This window comes from Pseudomonas sp. Root71, from assembly GCF_001429045.1.
GTDB classification, from domain to species: domain Bacteria; phylum Pseudomonadota; class Gammaproteobacteria; order Pseudomonadales; family Pseudomonadaceae; genus Aquipseudomonas; species Aquipseudomonas monachiensis.
Map to the genome: position 1 here is coordinate 509,937 of NZ_LMHY01000001.1, position 18,254 is coordinate 528,190.

General features: G+C 60.1%; 16 protein-coding genes. 10 read left to right on the forward strand and 6 right to left on the reverse strand.

Going from position 1 to position 18,254, the window contains the following annotated elements; translation table 11 throughout:
* Nucleotides 1-102 precede the first annotated feature (102 nt).
* Together metK and ASD95_RS02435 are read right to left on the reverse strand one after the other, a co-directional pair.
* Nucleotides 103-1,293 carry a methionine adenosyltransferase gene (metK, locus tag ASD95_RS02430; protein ID WP_056726534.1) on the reverse strand — a complete coding sequence of 397 codons (1,191 nt, stop codon included), beginning with the start codon at nt 1,291-1,293 and terminating at the stop codon, nt 103-105.
* Nucleotides 1,294-1,311: 18 nt separating this feature from the next.
* Nucleotides 1,312-2,307 (reverse strand): ArsR/SmtB family transcription factor, encoded by a 996-nt coding sequence (locus ASD95_RS02435; protein WP_056726535.1) that lies wholly within the window; start codon nt 2,305-2,307, stop codon nt 1,312-1,314.
* A gap of 261 nt (nt 2,308-2,568) precedes the next feature.
* Between ASD95_RS02435 and tkt the strand changes: the two genes are divergently transcribed.
* The 6 genes from tkt (at nt 2,569) to fba (ending at nt 8,814) form a co-directional block, all read left to right on the forward strand.
* On the forward strand, nt 2,569-4,566 hold the full coding sequence (tkt, locus tag ASD95_RS02440; RefSeq protein WP_056726536.1) for a transketolase: 1,998 nt from the start codon (nt 2,569-2,571) through the stop codon (nt 4,564-4,566).
* 181 nt (nt 4,567-4,747) lie between these two features.
* Nucleotides 4,748-5,800: an erythrose-4-phosphate dehydrogenase gene (epd, locus tag ASD95_RS02445; protein WP_056726537.1), complete on the forward strand. Its 1,053-nt coding sequence runs from the start codon at nt 4,748-4,750 to the stop codon at nt 5,798-5,800.
* Between the two features lie 12 nt (nt 5,801-5,812).
* On the forward strand, nt 5,813-6,976 hold the full coding sequence (locus tag ASD95_RS02450) for a phosphoglycerate kinase (RefSeq protein WP_056726538.1): 1,164 nt from the start codon (nt 5,813-5,815) through the stop codon (nt 6,974-6,976).
* A gap of 34 nt (nt 6,977-7,010) precedes the next feature.
* Complete coding sequence (locus tag ASD95_RS02455; RefSeq protein WP_056726539.1) at nt 7,011-7,232, forward strand: hypothetical protein; 222 nt, start codon at nt 7,011-7,013, stop codon at nt 7,230-7,232.
* Nucleotides 7,233-7,288: 56 nt separating this feature from the next.
* Nucleotides 7,289-7,630 (forward strand): MliC family protein, encoded by a 342-nt coding sequence (locus tag ASD95_RS02460; RefSeq protein WP_056726540.1) that lies wholly within the window; start codon nt 7,289-7,291, stop codon nt 7,628-7,630.
* A 119-nt stretch (nt 7,631-7,749) separates the two neighbouring features.
* On the forward strand, nt 7,750-8,814 hold the full coding sequence (fba, locus tag ASD95_RS02465) for a class II fructose-bisphosphate aldolase (RefSeq protein WP_007981624.1): 1,065 nt from the start codon (nt 7,750-7,752) through the stop codon (nt 8,812-8,814).
* 87 nt (nt 8,815-8,901) lie between these two features.
* Here fba and ASD95_RS02470 read toward each other — a convergent pair whose 3' ends face one another.
* Complete coding sequence (locus ASD95_RS02470; protein ID WP_056726541.1) at nt 8,902-9,570, reverse strand: polysaccharide lyase family 7 protein; 669 nt, start codon at nt 9,568-9,570, stop codon at nt 8,902-8,904.
* A 323-nt stretch (nt 9,571-9,893) separates the two neighbouring features.
* Here ASD95_RS02470 and ASD95_RS02475 point away from each other — a divergent pair, with 323 nt between their 5' ends.
* The 3 genes from ASD95_RS02475 to ASD95_RS02485 are packed head-to-tail and all read left to right on the forward strand — an operon-like array spanning nt 9,894 to nt 12,885.
* Nucleotides 9,894-12,017 (forward strand): putative bifunctional diguanylate cyclase/phosphodiesterase, encoded by a 2,124-nt coding sequence (locus ASD95_RS02475; protein ID WP_056726542.1) that lies wholly within the window; start codon nt 9,894-9,896, stop codon nt 12,015-12,017.
* Nucleotides 12,018-12,062: 45 nt separating this feature from the next.
* The gene (locus ASD95_RS02480; RefSeq protein WP_046039320.1) at nt 12,063-12,551 is read left to right on the forward strand and encodes a M48 metallopeptidase family protein; all 489 of its coding nucleotides are present in this window, start codon (nt 12,063-12,065) and stop codon (nt 12,549-12,551) included.
* Between the two features lie 37 nt (nt 12,552-12,588).
* Nucleotides 12,589-12,885, forward strand: a complete 297-nt coding sequence (locus ASD95_RS02485) for a winged helix-turn-helix domain-containing protein (RefSeq protein ID WP_008050237.1) — start codon at nt 12,589-12,591, stop codon at nt 12,883-12,885.
* Between the two features lie 141 nt (nt 12,886-13,026).
* Here the strand turns inward: ASD95_RS02485 and ASD95_RS02490 are convergent, their stop codons facing one another.
* Nucleotides 13,027-13,479, reverse strand: coding sequence for a GNAT family N-acetyltransferase (locus ASD95_RS02490; RefSeq protein ID WP_056726543.1), 453 nt, complete (start codon nt 13,477-13,479; stop codon nt 13,027-13,029).
* Between the two features lie 259 nt (nt 13,480-13,738).
* Between ASD95_RS02490 and ASD95_RS02495 the strand changes: the two genes are divergently transcribed.
* Nucleotides 13,739-14,476 (forward strand): substrate-binding periplasmic protein, encoded by a 738-nt coding sequence (locus tag ASD95_RS02495; RefSeq protein ID WP_056726544.1) that lies wholly within the window; start codon nt 13,739-13,741, stop codon nt 14,474-14,476.
* 157 nt (nt 14,477-14,633) lie between these two features.
* On the opposite strand, the gene yccS is transcribed toward ASD95_RS02495, so the two are convergent.
* Nucleotides 14,634-16,817 carry a YccS family putative transporter gene (gene yccS, locus ASD95_RS02500; RefSeq protein ID WP_056726545.1) on the reverse strand — a complete coding sequence of 728 codons (2,184 nt, stop codon included), beginning with the start codon at nt 16,815-16,817 and terminating at the stop codon, nt 14,634-14,636.
* A gap of 218 nt (nt 16,818-17,035) precedes the next feature.
* The gene (locus ASD95_RS02505) at nt 17,036-18,214 is read right to left on the reverse strand and encodes an NAD(P)/FAD-dependent oxidoreductase (RefSeq protein WP_056726546.1); all 1,179 of its coding nucleotides are present in this window, start codon (nt 18,212-18,214) and stop codon (nt 17,036-17,038) included.
* Nucleotides 18,215-18,254: the final 40 nt, after the last annotated feature.

Here is an 18,254-nt window from a genome sequence, read left to right on the forward strand (position 1 = left end):
TGGCCACTTCGCGAGCAGGCTGCGACGCGGTGTAAAGCGAATCCCAATAAAAAGCCCCGCAGGGCGCGAACCGTGCGGGGCTTCGGGTGTTGCGGGGAATCCTTACAGGCCGGCAGCAGAACGCAGGGCGTCGGCGCGGTCGGTTTTTTCCCAAGTGAACGTGGTGAAGGTGTCGTCACCCACGGTCTTGGTCGCCGGGGTGCGACCGAAGTGGCCGTACGCAGCGGTTTCCTGATACATCGGGTGCAGCAGGTCGAGCATGGTGGTGATCGCGTATGGGCGCAGGTCGAATACTTCGCGGACCAGTTTGACGATCTTGTCATCGCTGATCTTGCCGGTGCCGAAGGTGTTCAGCGAGATCGACGTCGGCTGGGCAACGCCGATGGCGTAGGACACCTGGATCTCGCAACGCTCGGCCAGGCCGGCAGCGACGATGTTCTTGGCCACATAACGACCGGCGTAGGCCGCCGAACGGTCAACCTTCGATGGATCCTTGCCGGAGAACGCGCCGCCACCGTGACGGGCCATGCCGCCGTAGCTGTCGACGATGATCTTGCGACCGGTCAGGCCGCAGTCGCCCACCGGGCCGCCGATGATGAACTGGCCGGTCGGGTTGATGTGGAACTGGGTGTCCTTGCTCAGCAGTTCGGCAGGCAGCACGTGCTTGACGATCAGCTCCATCACGCCTTCGCGCAGGTCGTTGTACGACACTTCAGGGTTGTGCTGGGTCGACAGAACGACGGCGTCGATGCCGATAACCTTGCCGTTTTCGTAACGGCAGGTCACTTGCGACTTGGCGTCCGGGCGCAGCCAAGGCAGCAGGCCGGATTTACGGGCTTCAGCTTGCCTTTGTACAAGCTGGTGCGAGAAGGTGATCGGTGCAGGCATCAGCACGTCGGTTTCATTGCTGGCGTAGCCGAACATCAGGCCCTGGTCGCCGGCGCCCTGATCTTCAGGTTTGGCACGGTCGACACCCTGGTTGATGTCAGGGGACTGCTTGCCGATGATGTTCATCACGCCGCAGGTCGCGCCGTCGAAGCCGACGTCGGAGCTGGTGTAGCCGATGTTGGTGATCACGTCACGAACGATCTGCTCCAGGTCAACCCAGGCCGAAGTGGTGACTTCGCCGGCGATGATGGCCACGCCCGTTTTCACCAGAGTCTCGCACGCCACACGGGCGAACTTGTCTTCAGCAATGATGGCGTCCAGCACCGCATCAGAAATCTGGTCGGCGATTTTGTCCGGATGCCCTTCAGACACGGACTCGGAGGTGAAAAGGGAGTATTCGCTCATCTCGATGTTTTCCTGAAATTACCGATGGTGAGTGTCGCCAGCCGGTCGCTGAAAATGGCGGACCTGGATCTGGAAACCATTACGTAAGCCTACATAGAGGCTTTCCCCGGGAACGAGTCCCGCAGCGGTGGCCCAACGGGCCAGATCGTCCTGTTCAAACCCCAGCCAGAGATCACCGCAGGCCTCCTTGGCCCAACTCTGGTTGTGGCTACATAACTCTGTCACTAACAGGCTACCGCCTGATTGCAGCAAATTGGCCATGTGCTTGAGCGCATCGGCCGGCGCGGCAAAATGGTGCAGCACCATGTTCAGTACAACGCAATCGGCCTTGAGGCTGACGCCGTTCAATGCATCGGCCAATTGCAGACTAACGTTAGTCAGCTTGTCGCGTTCGCAGACCTGGCGCGCCAGTTCGAGCATTGCGCTGCTGTTATCCAGCGCCGTCACCTGCGCGAAGCGGCGCGCCAGTTCCGGCAGGAATGCGCCGTCTCCGGGGCCGACTTCAATGGCCGTGGCGTCTTTGTCAAAACTCAGCTTGTCGAGCAGGGCCACCACGCTTTCGCGGTATTGCGGCAGGCCGGCGATCAAGTCTTGCTGGGCGCGAAACTTTTCCGCCACCCGTGAGAAAAAGTCCTGGCTGGCGGCCGCCCGTTGCCCATGGACCTGAGCGATGCGCGACTGTACGTCAGTCGGCAGCGTCAGGTTGTCCACCTCTTCGAGCAAGGCGGCGTGCAATTTGCCACCCGGCAGTTCGGTGTGGGGCAGGGCGCGACGGTAGAAAATCGCGTTGCCTTCGCGGCGCGTCGCCACCAGGTCGGCCTGGGCCAGTACCTTGAGGTGGTGACTCATGCCTGACTGACCGATGCCGAAGATCTGCGCCAGCTCCAGTACGCCGAACGAGTCGTTGGCCAGTGCGCGTAAAACATTCAACCGCAGAGGATCGCCGCCAGCCTTGCACAAGGCCGCCAGCTCATCGCAATCGTCGTGTTGAATGGATGGCACGCGTAAATTCATAAGGCCGGCAGTCTAGTCACGGGTCGAAGGCATCGCAAGAGCAATATCAAAAAGTTTTGATATTGCTCGATAGATGGCACTTCTTAACGTTAGCTTCTGTCAACAAACGGATGGCGGAAAGGTTTCACCAAGCGAAACCGTCGTTATCCATTGGAAAAACGCCTTCAGATGACTATCTGTCATTGCCCCGAGGCGTCCCGGTGAGGGAAAATGCTCGCCTTTTTTCCGTTTCGTTTTATTCAAGCCCCCAGGAGAACAGCGATGCCTAGCCGTCGTGAGCGTGCCAACGCCATTCGTGCCCTCAGCATGGATGCCGTGCAAAAAGCCAACAGCGGCCATCCCGGTGCCCCGATGGGTATGGCGGATATCGCCGAGGTACTTTGGCGCGACTACCTCAAGCACAACCCGAGCAATCCATCGTTCGCCGACCGTGACCGCTTCGTGCTGTCCAACGGCCACGGCTCGATGTTGATCTACTCGCTGCTGCACCTGACCGGCTACGACCTGTCGATCGACGACCTGAAGCAGTTCCGTCAACTGCACAGCCGCACCCCGGGCCACCCGGAACTCGGCTATACCCCGGGCGTCGAAACCACCACCGGTCCACTGGGCCAGGGCCTGGCCAACGCCGTGGGTTTTGCCCTGGCTGAAAAAGTCATGGCGGCGCAATTCAACCGTCCTGGTCACAACATCGTCGACCACCACACCTATGTGTTCCTGGGTGATGGCTGCATGATGGAAGGCATTTCCCACGAAGTCGCTTCCCTGGCCGGTACCCTGGGCCTGGGCAAGCTGATCGCCTTCTACGATGACAACGGCATCTCCATCGATGGCGAAGTCGAAGGCTGGTTCACCGACGATACGCCGAAGCGTTTTGAGTCCTACAACTGGCAAGTGATCCGCAATGTCGACGGTCACGACCCGGAAGAAATCAAGACGGCGATCGACACTGCACGTAAAAGCGAGCAGCCAACCCTGATCTGCTGCAAGACCACCATTGGTTTCGGTTCGCCGAACAAGCAAGGCAAGGAAGATTGCCACGGCGCTCCACTGGGTGACGCGGAAATCGCCCTGACCCGTGCGGCGCTGAAATGGAACCACGGTCCGTTCGAAATTCCGGCCGATATCTACGCCGAGTGGGATGCCAAGGAAGCAGGTCGCGCCGTGGAAGCCGAGTGGGACCAGCGTTTCGCCGCTTACTCCGCCGCGTTCCCGACTGAAGCCAGTGAACTGGTGCGTCGTCTGAGCGGTGACCTGCCAGCTGACTTCAGCGAAAAAGCCTCGGCCTACATCGCCGAAGTGGCGGCCAAGGGCGAAACCATCGCCAGCCGTAAAGCCAGCCAGAATGCCCTGAACGCGTTCGGCCCGTTGCTGCCTGAGTTCCTCGGCGGTTCGGCTGACCTGGCCGGTTCCAACCTGACCCTGTGGAAAGGCTGCAAAGGCGTCACCGCCGAAGACGCCAGCGGCAACTACATGTACTACGGCGTGCGCGAGTTCGGCATGACCGCGATCATGAACGGTGTTGCCCTGCACGGTGGCCTGGTGCCTTACGGCGCGACCTTCCTGATGTTCATGGAATATGCCCGCAACGCGGTACGCATGTCGGCCCTGATGAAGCAGCGTGTGATCCACGTCTACACCCATGACTCCATCGGTCTGGGCGAAGACGGCCCGACTCACCAGCCAATCGAGCAACTGGCCAGCCTGCGCTGCACGCCGAACCTCGATACCTGGCGCCCAGCCGACGCCGTTGAATCGGCAGTGAGCTGGAAATACGCACTGGAGCGCAAGGACGGTCCTTCGGCCCTGATCTTCTCGCGTCAGAACCTGCAGCACCAAACCCGTGATGCCGGCCAGATCGCCGACATCAGCCGTGGTGGTTATGTGCTGAAAGACTGCGCGGGCGAGCCTGAGCTGATCCTGATCGCCACCGGTTCGGAAGTCGGCCTGGCCGTTCAGGCCTTCGACAAACTGACCGAGCAGGGCCGCAAGGTTCGCGTGGTTTCCATGCCGTGCACCAGCGTGTTCGATGCCCAGGAAGCAGGCTACAAGCAATCGGTCCTGCCGTTGCAGGTCAGCGCCCGTATCGCCATCGAGGCCGCTCACGCGGACTACTGGTACAAGTACGTGGGCCTGGAAGGCCGCGTGATCGGCATGACCACCTACGGCGAGTCGGCGCCTGCGTCGGCCTTGTTCGAAGAGTTCGGCTTCACTCTGGAAAACATCCTGGGTCAGGCTGAAGAGCTGCTGGAAGACTAAACACGACGCGGTGGTTTCACGACCACCGCGGTCCCTTGTAGGAGCTGCCGGAGGCTGCGATCTTTTGATCTTGATCTTCAAAACCAAGATCAAAAGATCGCAGCCTCGTTTCACTCGACAGCTCCTACAGGGTTTGCGTTGTTAACTAGATTTCGATCTGCCTGCGTCTATCGAGAACCCCATGCCTCAACCGCGTCCCTACAAAGTTGCACTCAACGGCTACGGCCGGATTGGTCGTTGCGTCTTGCGTGCGTTGTTCGAGCGAGGCTCGACGGCTGGGTTCGAGATTGTCGCGATTAACGATCTGGCGGACATGGCCAGCATCGAATACCTGACACGCTTCGACTCCACCCACGGCCGGTTCCCCGGCGAAGTGAAGGTCGACGGCGATTGTCTGCATATCAATGGCGACTGCGTGAAGGTCCTGCGCAGTGCCACCCCCGAAGGCATCGATTGGGCGTCCCTGGGCGTCGATCTGGTGCTGGAGTGCTCCGGCGCTTACCACACCCGCGAAGACGGCCAGCGTTTCCTCGACGCCGGCGCCCCGCGTGTGCTGTTTTCCCAGCCGATGGCCAGCGAGACGGACGTCGACGCGACCATCGTCTACGGCGTGAACCAGGATTGCCTGACCGGCGACGAGTTGCTGGTGTCCAACGCGTCCTGCACCACCAACTGCGGCGTGCCGTTGTTGCGTCTGCTGAATCAGGCCATTGGTCTGGATTACGTCTCGATCACCACCATTCACTCGGCCATGAACGATCAGCCGGTCATCGATGCCTACCACCACGAAGACCTGCGCCGTACCCGTTCGGCGTTCCAGTCGGTGATTCCGGTGTCCACCGGTCTGGCGCGAGGTATCGAGCGCCTGCTGCCGGAACTTGCCGGCCGAATTCAGGCCAAAGCCGTGCGGGTGCCGACGGTCAACGTGTCCTGCCTCGATATCACGATGCAGACCGCCACCGCGACCGACGCCACCGAGGTCAACCGGATCCTGCGCGAAGCCGCCACCAGCGGCCCGCTCAAAGGCCTGCTGGCTTATACCGAGTTGCCTCACGCAAGCTGTGATTTCAACCATGACCCACATTCGGCCATCGTCGATGCCAGTCAGACCCGCGTTTCCGGCCCACGGCTGGTGAACATCCTGGCCTGGTTCGACAACGAATGGGGTTTTGCCAACCGAATGCTGGACGTTGCAGAACACTATCTGCAAACAGCAACTTCAAAAAAACCGTAGGAAGTGCGACCCATGACCGTGTTGAAGATGTCCGACCTCGATCTGCAAGGTAAGCGCGTATTGATCCGCGAAGACCTCAACGTCCCAGTCAAGGACGGTGTTGTCACCAGCGATGCGCGTATCCTGGCCTCGCTGCCGACCATCAAGCTGGCCCTGGAAAAAGGCGCGGCCGTGATGGTCTGCTCGCACCTTGGCCGTCCGACCGAAGGCGAGTTCTCGGCCGAGAACAGCCTCAAGCCAGTCGCCGACTACCTGAGCCGTGCCCTGGGTCGTGAAGTGCCGCTGGTAGCCGATTACCTGGGCGGTGTCGACGTGAAAGCGGGCGACATCGTGCTGTTCGAAAACGTGCGCTTCAACAAGGGCGAGAAAAAGAACGCTGACGAACTGGCCCGGCAATACGCCGCCCTGTGCGACGTGTTCGTGATGGACGCCTTCGGCACCGCTCACCGTGCCGAGGGTTCGACCCACGGCGTGGCCAAGTTCGCCAAAGTCGCTGCTGCCGGCCCGCTGCTGGCCGCTGAACTGGAAGCACTGGGCAAAGCCCTGGGCGCCCCGGCCCAGCCGATGGCGGCCATTGTTGCCGGTTCCAAGGTGTCGACCAAACTCGACGTGCTGAACAGCCTGAGCCAGATCTGCAACCAGTTGATCGTTGGTGGCGGTATCGCCAACACCTTCCTGGCCGCCGCCGGTCACCCGGTCGGCAAATCCCTGTACGAGCCGGACCTGCTGGACACCGCGCGCGCCATCGCCGCCAAGGTCAGCGTACCGCTGCCAGTAGATGTGGTGGTTGCCAAGGAATTCGCCGAAAGCGCCGTTGCGACCGTCAAGCTGATCGCTGACGTCGCTGCCGACGACATGATCCTGGACATCGGTCCGCAGACCGCTGCCAACTTCGCCGAACTGCTGAAGTCGTCGCAAACCATCCTGTGGAACGGTCCGGTCGGCGTGTTCGAATTCGATCAGTTCGGTAACGGTACCAAGGTGCTGGCCCAGGCCATCGCAGACAGCGCAGCGTTCTCCATCGCTGGCGGCGGCGACACCCTGGCGGCCATCGACAAATATGGCGTGGCCGAGCAGATCTCCTACATTTCTACCGGTGGCGGCGCGTTCCTCGAATTCGTCGAAGGCAAGGTCCTGCCAGCCGTTGAAGTCCTGGAAAGCCGGGCCAAGGCCTGAGGGTCGCCCGTTTGACCAGGCAGGGAGTGTTGAAATGGTCAAGACGTTAGCGCTGTTGATCGTCGCAGGTTCGCTGGTGGCGTGCGGGAGTAACCCGAAGGCCACCCCGGAACCTGCGCCGTCCGAGTCGGACAAAGGCTGCTACCAGGCTGACTGGCAGGCGGAAACCAACCCGGTGCTCAACAAGCGTTCCGGGCCGGAAGGCCTGGACAAATACGAGACCCAGGCACCCGCCAAGGAACATGGCTGCCCTTGACGGGTCTGACTCATTACTCAGGGCTGGCAGCGTGCGCCGTCAGTCGAGGGACACGGATGAAAGGTTTTATCGCCGTTGCGGCGCTGACGTTGTTGGCCGGTTGTGCTCAGTTCAATCAGTTGAACCCGTTCCAGTCGTCCGCGTCTGTGGATAACTGGACCACCTGGACCTGCGACAGCCAGGCCAAGGTGCTGTGGCGCTACACCGACGACAGCCACAGCGAAGTCGACGTGCGCTTGGGCGGTGCCGATCAGGTCTACCGCCTGAAGCAGGAACCGGGTGCATCGGGTTCGCTGTACAGCAATGACATGCTGGCGTTCCACATAAAAGGTGAGGAAGGCCTGGTTTACTGGGTCGCCACCAATGATTTGATCGGCCGTGGTTGCAAGGCCGAGTAAAACGAAGAACACCGAATCCGCAGCCCGGCTTAACCCCCGATCTGCAAAAACTTGAATAGCCGCCGCCGCTCCGGCAGGCTGGCACGATTAACGACCCTCAACCGGGAGAGATACACACAATGGCACTTATCAGCATGCGCCAGATGCTGGACCACGCAGCCGAGTTCGGCTACGGCGTTCCAGCCTTCAACGTCAACAACCTTGAGCAGATGCGCGCCATCATGGAAGCCGCTGACAAGACTGACTCCCCGGTGATCGTCCAGGCTTCGGCCGGTGCTCGCAAATACGCCGGCGCACCGTTCCTGCGTCACCTGATCCTGGCTGCCATCGAAGAATTTCCGCACATCCCGGTGTGCATGCACCAGGACCACGGCACCAGCCCTGACGTCTGCCAGCGCTCCATCCAGTTGGGCTTCAGCTCGGTGATGATGGACGGTTCCCTCGGTGAAGACGGCAAGACCCCGACCGACTACGACTACAACGTCCGCGTTACCCAGCAAACCGTCGCCATGGCTCACGCCTGTGGTGTTTCGGTAGAAGGCGAGCTGGGCTGCCTGGGTTCGCTGGAAACCGGCATGGCCGGTGAAGAAGACGGCATCGGCGCCGAAGGCGTCCTGGATCACAGCCAGATGCTGACCGACCCGGAAGAAGCCGCTGACTTCGTAAAACGCACTCAGGTGGATGCCCTGGCCATCGCCATCGGCACCAGCCACGGCGCCTACAAGTTCACCAAGCCGCCTACCGGCGACGTGCTGGCCATCGACCGTATCAAAGAGATCCACAAGCGCATTCCGAACACTCACCTGGTGATGCACGGTTCGTCTTCGGTTCCGCAAGAGTGGCTGGCGATCATCAACCAGTACGGCGGCGACATCAAGGAAACCTACGGCGTACCGGTTGAAGAAATCGTCGAAGGCATCAAGCACGGCGTGCGCAAGGTCAACATCGACACCGACCTGCGCCTGGCATCCACTGGCGCCATGCGTCGCCTGATGGCCACCAACCCGAGCGAGTTCGACCCGCGTAAATTCTTCGGCGCCACCGTCACCGCCATGCGCGATGTATGCATCGCTCGCTACGAAGCCTTCGGCACTGCCGGCAACGCTTCGAAGATCAAGGCGATCTCGCTGGAAGGCATGTATCAGCGTTACCTGAAAGGTGAGTTGAACGCCAAGGTCAACTGAGCCTGAGCGTTAAACTGCCTTGATGAAAAACCCGTCGAGAGGCGGGTTTTTTGTGGGCCAGAGAAATGTATGCCACGGGCTTTCGGGCTATTGATTGTGATCGATATCCAGCTTGCTGAAGGTCACCTTGCCGCCTTCGGTGGTGTACCCGGTGTTGTCCTGCACATAGACCCCGGCCTTGAAGTACAGCGGTTTGTCGCGCCAGGTTGTGCTGATTTGCGTATCCCACTGATAACCTGCCGCGCTGATGCCCAAGGCGCCACCGGGGCTGAGGTGTATGAGGTAGTTGAACTCCTGATCGAGTTTCACCCCCGTCGCAACGATGATCACCCGGCCAGTATCGTCATCGGGATGCATCCGGACCTTGGCGACGATATTGCCGGTGCCTGTACTGGTTTTGTATTGGTATTCGACCTTCACCAGAGGTTTCTGGCTTTGATAGGCATGGATCTGGCCGATGACGACCTTCCCGGAACTCGGCACCTGGTTTACTGCCAAAGTGGCATACAACAAATTGTCGGCCTCCGGGTAGTACCAGTTTTTCAACGTGCCGTTGCTGTAGGTTTCACGCAATTCGGTGCGCGGATAAATCGCGTTTTCGGTACGGGAACCGGTCACGGGCGTCCAGAAAAACAATGTGCCGGTGTCGGAATGGAAGTATTGATCCTTGAAGCCATCCACCAGTTTGGCGGTTTCGACGGTGTACGGCGGGCTGCCAACGGGAACGCTGAGGTTCCAGGTTGCGAGGTCGATCATGTCGGTTCTTCCACTGGGTTCATGCTGCACGGGCGTGCCAGAAGCTCTAGACCGCACCTTTGGGGCGGCCTTTATAAGCGTAGCGGGGGATTTTGTTAATGCTCCCCTGACGGGTGGTTGACGTCAACATCCTGTCGAAATGCCATCTTTCGGGTTTTCACCGGACTGGGCATTCGACCGTTAGTCGGTAAAAAGACACAATGATTAAGTGGTGGCTCACTGACACCTTCTGCTTTTGCAGAACCGGGTCTAGAGTGAGGGCACAGTATTTGTCCGGTTTTCACGAGAAACCGGCCTGACACCCCCGCAATTAGAGAAGCAGCATGGAATGCGCGCAACCCACGCCAGTAGAAGGCGGCTCAACCCTTTTAGTCGTCGACGATTACCCTGAAAACCTGATCAGCATGCGCGCGTTGTTACAGCGCCAGGGCTGGCGGGTCATTACTGCCACCTCGGGTTTCGAGGCTCTCGGCTTGTTACTTGAACACGAAATCGACCTGGTGCTGCTGGACGTGCAGATGCCGGGCATGGACGGTTATGAAGTGGCACGCCTGATGCGCGGTAGCCAGCGAACCCGTCTCACCCCGATCATTTTCCTGACCGCCAACGAACAGTCCCAGGACGCCGTGATCAAGGGCTATGCCAGTGGTGCGGTGGATTACCTGTTCAAACCGTTCGACCCACAGATCTTCACGCCCAAGGTCCAGGCGTTGCTCGAACACCAGCGTAACCGTCGGGCCCTGCAGCGTCTGAGTCACGATCTGGAAGCCGCTCGTGCCTTTAATGCGTCGGTGCTGGATAACGCAGCCGAAGGCATTCTGGTGTTGGGCGAGGACGGTCTGATTCGTTTTGCCAATCCTGCGATGTCACGGTTGCTCAATGCCACGGTGCAGGAACTGCAAGGCAAGGAGTTTCTGGACTACCTGCAAAAGCCGCATATCCCGATCTGGGCCGATTCCGAGTTGCTGGCCGGATACAAGCGCGGCGAAACCTTGCGCCTGCACGATGCCCAGTTACGAACCGCGCCCGGCCAGCAGGTGCCGGTGGCCTTGTCCTGCGCGCCATTGCCCGTCGAGCAACACGCGATGGTTGTGACCGTGCTGGACATGTCGGTGGTGCGCCATCTGCATCAACAACTGGAATTTCAGGCGGTTACCGATCCGTTGAGCGGATTGCTCAACCGTCGGGGTTTCTACCAGACCGTAGAGAACCTGCTGTTGCGCGGTGAGCGTTCCAACAGCTCCTGGGTCTTGATGTACCTGGACCTCGACGGCTTCAAGCGAGTCAACGATTCCCTCGGGCACGATGCCGGCGATCGGGTGCTGCGCTGGGTCTCCGAACAGTTGAAGGCTTGCCTGCGGCCCTTCGACATTCTGGCGCGGATGGGCGGCGACGAGTTCACCGCGCTGCTGGATCTGGAGTTCCCCGAGCAGGCGGCGAAGATTGCCGAGAAGCTGATCGAGCGAGTGTCGATCTGTCAGCAGATCGATGGCCTCGATATCGCCCTGGGTGCCAGCATCGGCATTGCCACGTTCCCTGAATGTGGCGCCAATCTCGACGGCATGCTGCGGGCGGCCGACATCGCCATGTACGAAGCCAAGCGTGCCGGCCGCCAACAATATCGTTTCTACGATCATGAAATGAACGGCCGGGCGCGCACGCGGCTGATGCTGGAAGAAAGTGTGCGCACAGCCATCGAGAACCGGGATTTCAATCTGGTGTATCAGCCTCAGGTTGCGATTTCCGACGGGCGGATTCGGGGTTTCGAGGCCTTGTTGCGCTGGCAGCATCCGAGCGTTGGCGATGTCCCGCCGGGGCTGTTTTTGCCATTGCTGGAGGAGGCACGGCTGATCAGTCGCCTGGGCAGCTGGATCTACCATCGCGGCGCCGGGCAGCGTAAAGCCTGGGAATCCCTGTTTGCCGAGGACCTGGTGCTCGGCGTCAGCTTGAGCAGTACGCAGTTCGGCATGCCCAACCTGGTCACCGAGTTGCGCCAGGTGCTGGAGCGCCATGGCCTGCAACCGCATCATCTGGAGGTCGAGGTCACGGAAGAGGCCTTGATGCACAACCCCGAAGAAACCCGCAAGCAATTGCGCCTGCTGCACAATCTGGGCGTACGCGTGGCATTGGATGACTTCGGGGCCGGACCCTGCTCCCTGACGCACCTGCGTGACCTGGAGTTGGATACCCTCAAGATCGACCGCCATTTGATCGCCCGGTTGCCGGAGTCGGCAAGGGATGCGGCGCTGGTGCGCAGTGTGATCGACCTGTGCAGACAGTTCGGGATGCTGGTGATTGCCGAAGGGGTGGAAACCGTCGCGCAGTATGAATGGCTGCAAGCCAATGGCTGTGCATATGTGCAAGGTTTTCTCGTGGCCCGGCCGCTGATGGCCGAAGATACCGGGGCCTTTGTCCAGCCGTTTGACTGGAGCGCGCTGCCTCGCTGAATTCGCTACACTGGCGACCTTTCAGTGACCTGTATTGCCGCCCCGATGACCGTGTTGAAATATCTCCAGGCTTATCCTGCTACCTTGCAGGATCAGGTGCGCCAGCTGATCGCCGACGGTCGGCTGGGCGACTACCTGAGCCAGCGTTACCCGCAAAAGCACGGGGTGCAGAGTGACAAGGCGCTGTACACCTATGCCCTGGACCTCAAGCAGGAATACCTGCGTAATGCCCCGGCCATCGACAAGGTGCTGTTCGACAACCGTCTGGACCTGACCCACCGTGCCCTTGGCCTGCACACTACAATTTCCCGGGTGCAGGGCGGCAAGCTCAAGTCCAAGAAGGAAATCCGCATCGCTTCGCTTTTCAAGGAGGCGCCTTCCGAGTTCCTGAAAATGATCGTGGTGCATGAGCTGGCGCACTTCAAGGAGTCGGACCACAACAAGGCGTTCTACAAACTGTGCGAACACATGCTGCCGGGTTATCACCAGGTGGAATTTGATGTGCGGGTATACCTGACATGGCGGGATCTGTAGGAGCTGCCGTAGGCTGCGATCTTTTAAGGAGCATTGGATGGACGTGAGCAAGACCAAGAGCAGCTTCTATCGCCGGTTGTACGTGGCGTACCTTATCGACAGCGGTCTGGCCAGCAGCGTCCCGACGCTGACCGAGGTCACCGGCATGCCCCGGCGTACGGCGCAGGACACCATCGCGGCGTTGGCGGATCTGGATATCATTTGTGAGTTCGAGCAGGAAGAGGGCGCGCGCAACCATGCGGGGCGCTATCGGATTCGCGAGTGGGGGGCGATTGATCGCGGGTGGATCGAGCGTAATCTGCGGCAGATCAAGGCGGTGCTGGAGTATCCCTGAAATCTTTTCAGAGGATTGACTGGCGCCTTCGTCGGAACGCCGCCCGGAGCAAGCCCGCTCCCACATTTGATCTCTATCGCACACAAAATCTGTGTTCACTGCTGATCTGATGTGGGAGCGGGCTTGCTCGCGAAGAGGCCCTTACGGACGACGCATGCCAATGTGTGGAATGCCATCCTCGACAAATTCCTCACCCGTCACGACAAACCCGTACCGCCCGTAATACCCCTGCAAATGCGTCTGGGCCGAGAGGTAGATCGGCGTTTGCGGCCAGCGTTCTTCAATCTGCTTCAATGCCTGCTCCATCAACTCATGTCCAAGCCCGGCACCTCGTGCTTGTGGAGCAATGATCACCCGACCGATCACTACGTCCCCGCCTTGCAGTTCCGGGTCGAGCAGCCGCAGATAGGCCACCAGTTGATTGTTGTCCCAGGCCATCAAGTGACAAGTGTCACCTTCCAGGTCCTGGCCATCCACGTCTTGATAAGCGCATTGCTGCTCGACGACGAACACTTGCGCACGCAACTGCAAAATGGCGTATAGCTGTTCCTTGCCCAGGTCGCTGTGGTGTTTGCAAATCCAATCGACTGTCATGTTTTGATTCCCTGAAAACGTCGTTCCGATACTAAGCGCACTCACGCCAGAAGTCTTTATGGCGGAAGAATCTGTGACAAAGGCCAAAATGCCATCATTCATTTTTCGCGCGGATGTCTTCTTTGTGTAATCTGGATCGCAGCGCTGGGTTGTTGCTTCGATGAGCTAATGTTGAGTACCCGGGTCCTGCCGGTACGGGGGGGCTTGGGGTTTTGGCTGAAAACACGTCGGGCAACCCGCCCGCTAAGGATTTTCTGGCATGCCGCGATTGCATCGAGCGTTGGCCTTGATTGGATTGCTGTGGCTGGCTCAGGGAGCGGCTGCAGAAAAACTGCGGTTGGTTGCTGATGCCTGGCCACCCTTTACCGACTCCACGCTCGTCAACGGTGGTCTGGCCACGGACATTGTCAGTACCGCGCTCGCCAGGGCTGGTTATGCCAGTGATTTCGAACAGGTGCCCTGGGCACGGGCCTTGATGGGATTGGGCGAGGGTCGATACGACGTGCTGGTCAACGCCTGGTACACCGAGGAGCGAACCAGGCTTGGCCAGTTTTCCGGCGAGTACCTGCTCAATCGCGTGCGTTTTCTCAAGCGCAAAGATGCGCCCATCGAATTCAATAACCTGCAGCAATTGCACACTTATCCGATTGCCATCGTGCGTGGATACGCCTATTCGCCTCCGTTCGACAACGACGAGTCGTTGCAGAAAATCCCCGTGCACAGTTTCGCCATGGCGGTGCGCATGCTCGCGGCCGACCGGGTCAAGCTGACGCTGGAAGATGAATTCGTCGCCCGCTACTACCTGGCCCGTGAGTCACCCAAGGTGCGAAACGCCGTGGAGTTCCTGCCCAAGCCATTGAGCGAGAACAGCCTGCATATCATGGTCAGCCTGAAGAATCCCGAGCATGCACGGATCGTCGCCGGTTTCGACCGGGAGATCGCGGCGATGAAGGCGGACGGAAGTTATGACAAGTTGATTAAACAGCACGGGATGTGAGTGGGTTGAGCCAGTTTCTGTGCTGTTGCTGATGGCCTCTTCGCGGGCAAGCCCGCTCCCACACTAGATCTTCAGTCGACACAAATTTTGTGAACACCAGAGAACCCCTGTGGGAGCGAGCTTGCTCGCGATGAGGGCAGACCAGGCACCACAGATCTCAATCCTCACTGGTGTCCTTGATCAGATGCGCCGCCAATGTCCTCAACGGCCCCAGCTGCCGGCAGATCAGTGCCAGTTGCGTCTGCACCAACCGTTGACCCTCATCGATTTCATCAGGCATCTGTTCCAGTTCATTGGCCAGTGCTTCTTCTTCATCGCTCTGAATCTCGATCGAAGACTTGCTCGCCAGTCCTTGGGCGATCGCGTCGATGCTGGCGGCCAGTTTCACCCCGGCCCCTTCGATCAAGTGCTCACGCATGTCCGGCGGCAGTTGGGTTTCCCGGTGCGCGCCCAGGCCCGACAGGTAACTCAGTAACGTGTGTGACAGCACCAGGAAGCGGAAGCCTACGTCCGCTTCCTTTCGGAAATGGCCCGGCTCCATCAGCATGTTGGCCAGTGTGGTCGACAGCGCCGCGTCGGCGTTGTGCGCGTTGCGGCGGGCCAGGCGGTAAGCCAGGTCGTCGCTTTTGCCCGCCGCGTATTGCTGCATGATCTGGCGCAGGTAAATGCTATTGCAGGCCAGGGTGTTGGCCAGCACCTTGTTCAGGCGTCGGCCTTGCCAGTCCGGCAGGAACAGGAACACCGCGAGGCCAGCGATCAGGCTGCCGAGCAAGGTGTCGAACAGTCGGGGCAGGAACAGCCCGTAACCGTCGCCCACCTGGTTGAAGCAGAACAGCACCATCAGGGTGATTGCCGCCGTCGCCAGGGTGTAGCGGGTGGTGCGGTTGGTAAAGAACACCACCCCGGCGGCGATGGCGAAACACGACTGGATCAGCGGATTCGGGAACAGGTCGAACAGCGCCCAGGCCAGGGTCAGGCCGATGGCGGTGCCGATGATCCGTTGACCGAGTTTGCGGCGGGTGGCGCCGTAGTTCGGTTGGCAGACGAACAGCGTGGTGAGGATGATCCAGTAGCCTTGGGACGGGTGAATCAAATGCACCATGGCGTAGCCGATGCTCAAGGCCAGGGGCAATCGCAGGGCATGGCGAAACAGCAGCGAGGTTGGCGTCAGTTGCGTGCGCAAGCGCAGCCACACGTCCTTGAGGTTGCGCGGCGAGCGGTCGAGCAGGCTGCTGTCGGTGGCATCGGCCAGGGCGTCGGGGTTGCTGGCATCGCTGAGCAGGCGGTCGAGGGTGCCGAGGTTGGCCGCCAGTGCCCGCAGTGAGCGCAGCAAGCCGCGCCAGGCCGGGTTGCTCTGGATGCGCAGGTGTTCGAGGGAGGCATCGAGGTCGCTCAGGGCCTCGGCGAAACTGGCGTCATAGGTGAACGGCTGGCGCATCTGGATCGATTCGGCCAGGGCCCGGCAGGCCTTGCCTTGCTGGCGCAACAGGCGTTGGCAGCGGAACAGCACGTCGCTGTGGAAGAAGGCGTCGGCCAGGGCGTTGTAAGGGTAGTGCGACGAACTGGCGCGCTCGTGGATGTCCTGGGCGAGGAAGTACAGCTTGAGGTAGCGGCTGACTTTCGACCCCGGGCGCCCGTTGCCGACCCGGTGCAGGATGATCTCCTTGGCGGCGTTCAGTGCCGCCACCACCCGGCCGTTCTGCTGGGCCAGTTCCAGGCGCCGAGCCTCCACGTCCATCTGCCGGATCGGCTCGAACAACGAAGATTTGAGCTTCAGGTAAAAGCCCAGTTCGCGGAACAACCGCGCCAGGCTCTGCTGCACCGGCTGATTGGAAAACAGCGCCTGCCACAACACTGACAGCACGCCGTACCAGGCTGCGCCTGCCACCAAAAGCAGGGGTTCGTGCCAGAAGTCGGTGACCGCGCCCCCACGCTGGTCCACGCCGATCATGGTGTAGACCGAAAGGATCAACGTCGCCGAGGCAATCGCGCCATAGCGTTCGCCCAGGGCGCCGAGCATGGTCAGGCAGAATGCTGCGAGGGCGAAGGCAATGATGAAGAGGTAGGGGTAGGGGAAGAGCAGTTCGACCGACAGAGCGGCAACCGCGAAACACACCAGCGTCACCGCCAGCGCGTTGAGACGGCCTTGCCAGCTGTCGTCGGTCTCGGCCAGGGCGCTGGCGATAATCCCCAGGAACAACGGGATCAGCAGGCCCATTTCATCCTGATACCAACACAGCGCCATGGTGCCGGTCAGGGCAATGAACACCCGCACGCTGTAGCTGAATTTATCCAGCGCCCAAAGGCGACGCAGAGACTGGCGGAACGAAGTCGATGACATGAAATGCGAAGGCCTTCCGAGGCAATGACGCTAAATTGAGCCACTAATGACGCCGACGCAATGGCGTCGATCACATCAGACAGCAAAATCTGTTCCTTTCCTGACTGAAATACGGTCCCTGTAGGAGCTGCCGCAGGCTGCGATCTTTTGACTTTGCTTTTCAAGATCAAAAGATCGCAGCCTCGTTTCACTCGGCAGCTCCTACAAGAACGGTGCGATCAGACGTACTGCGCAGCCGCGTAGCCCGAAGCCCAGGCCCACTGGAAGTTGAACCCGCCCAGATGCCCGGTCACGTCCAGCACTTCGCCGATGAAGTACAGCCCCGGGCTTTTCAGCGATTCCATGGTCTTGGACGACACTTCATTGGTGTTGACGCCGCCCAGGGTCACCTCGGCAGTGCGATAGCCTTCGGTGCCGGCGGGCACGACTTTCCAGTTCGCCAGTTTCTCCGCGATATCGGCCAGTTCCGCGTGGGTGTACTGCTTCATCGGTTTGGAGACGAACCAGTTGTCCGCCAGCAGGTTGGCCATCTTCTTGGTGAAGATTTCACCGAGCAGGGTTTTCAGCTCGCTGTTTGGACGTTCGGCCTGTTGCTGTTGCAGCCATTCCGGCACGTCGTGATCCGGCATCAGGTTGATCTCGACGGTATCGCCGGACTCCCAGAACGACGAGATCTGCAAGATCGCCGGGCCGCTGAGGCCGCGGTGGGTGAACAGGATATTCTCGCGAAAGCTCTGGTCGTTGCAGCTCACCAGGCAATCCACCGACGTACCGGACAGCTCGGTGCACAAGGCCTTGAGCTGATCGGTGATGGTGAATGGCACCAGGCCGGCGCGGGTCGGCAGCAGTTCGTGGCCGAACTGTTTGGCCACCTGGTAACCGAAGCCGGTGGCGCCCAGGGTCGGGATCGACAGGCCGCCGGTGGCGATCACCAGGGATTCGCAGGTGATCTGGTCAAGCGTCGTGTCCAGCAAATAGCCCTTTTCGAGCTTCTCGATGGTCTGGATCGAGGTGTCCAGGTGCAGGCTGACGCCGACCTGATCGCACTCGTTGAGCAGCATCTCAAGGATGTCGCTGGATTTGTTATCGCAGAACAGCTGGCCGAGTTTTTTCTCGTGGTACGGCACGCCGTGCTTGGCGACCATGCCGATGAAATCCCACTGGGTATAGCGGGCCAGGGCGGATTTGCAGAAGTGCGCGTTCTGTGAGAGGAAATTGCTCGGCTCTGTGTACATGTTGGTGAAATTGCAGCGGCCACCGCCCGACATCAGGATTTTCTTGCCGGCCTTGTTGGCATGGTCCAGCAGCAACACCTTGCGCCCACGCCCGGCGGCGGTCAGTGCACACATCAACCCTGCGGCGCCAGCGCCAATGATCACGACTTCGGTAGAGCGCAAAACGGTGTCCTCTTGATGTATCACCACAAAACCAATGTGG

Coding starts and splice junctions, on each gene's coding strand:
- ASD95_RS02450 (WP_056726538.1), top strand. CDS start 5,813: ATGACCGTGTTGAAGATGTCCGACCTCGATCTGCAAGGTAAGCGCGTA.
- ASD95_RS02490 (WP_056726543.1), bottom strand. CDS start 13,479: ATGACAGTCGATTGGATTTGCAAACACCACAGCGACCTGGGCAAGGAA.
- tkt (WP_056726536.1), top strand. CDS start 2,569: ATGCCTAGCCGTCGTGAGCGTGCCAACGCCATTCGTGCCCTCAGCATG.
- yccS (WP_056726545.1), bottom strand. CDS start 16,817: ATGTCATCGACTTCGTTCCGCCAGTCTCTGCGTCGCCTTTGGGCGCTG.
- ASD95_RS02485 (WP_008050237.1), top strand. CDS start 12,589: ATGGACGTGAGCAAGACCAAGAGCAGCTTCTATCGCCGGTTGTACGTG.
- ASD95_RS02460 (WP_056726540.1), top strand. CDS start 7,289: ATGAAAGGTTTTATCGCCGTTGCGGCGCTGACGTTGTTGGCCGGTTGT.
- ASD95_RS02455 (WP_056726539.1), top strand. CDS start 7,011: ATGGTCAAGACGTTAGCGCTGTTGATCGTCGCAGGTTCGCTGGTGGCG.
- ASD95_RS02475 (WP_056726542.1), top strand. CDS start 9,894: ATGGAATGCGCGCAACCCACGCCAGTAGAAGGCGGCTCAACCCTTTTA.
- ASD95_RS02480 (WP_046039320.1), top strand. CDS start 12,063: ATGACCGTGTTGAAATATCTCCAGGCTTATCCTGCTACCTTGCAGGAT.
- ASD95_RS02495 (WP_056726544.1), top strand. CDS start 13,739: ATGCCGCGATTGCATCGAGCGTTGGCCTTGATTGGATTGCTGTGGCTG.
- metK (WP_056726534.1), bottom strand. CDS start 1,293: ATGAGCGAATACTCCCTTTTCACCTCCGAGTCCGTGTCTGAAGGGCAT.
- ASD95_RS02435 (WP_056726535.1), bottom strand. CDS start 2,307: ATGAATTTACGCGTGCCATCCATTCAACACGACGATTGCGATGAGCTG.
- ASD95_RS02470 (WP_056726541.1), bottom strand. CDS start 9,570: ATGATCGACCTCGCAACCTGGAACCTCAGCGTTCCCGTTGGCAGCCCG.
- epd (WP_056726537.1), top strand. CDS start 4,748: ATGCCTCAACCGCGTCCCTACAAAGTTGCACTCAACGGCTACGGCCGG.
- fba (WP_007981624.1), top strand. CDS start 7,750: ATGGCACTTATCAGCATGCGCCAGATGCTGGACCACGCAGCCGAGTTC.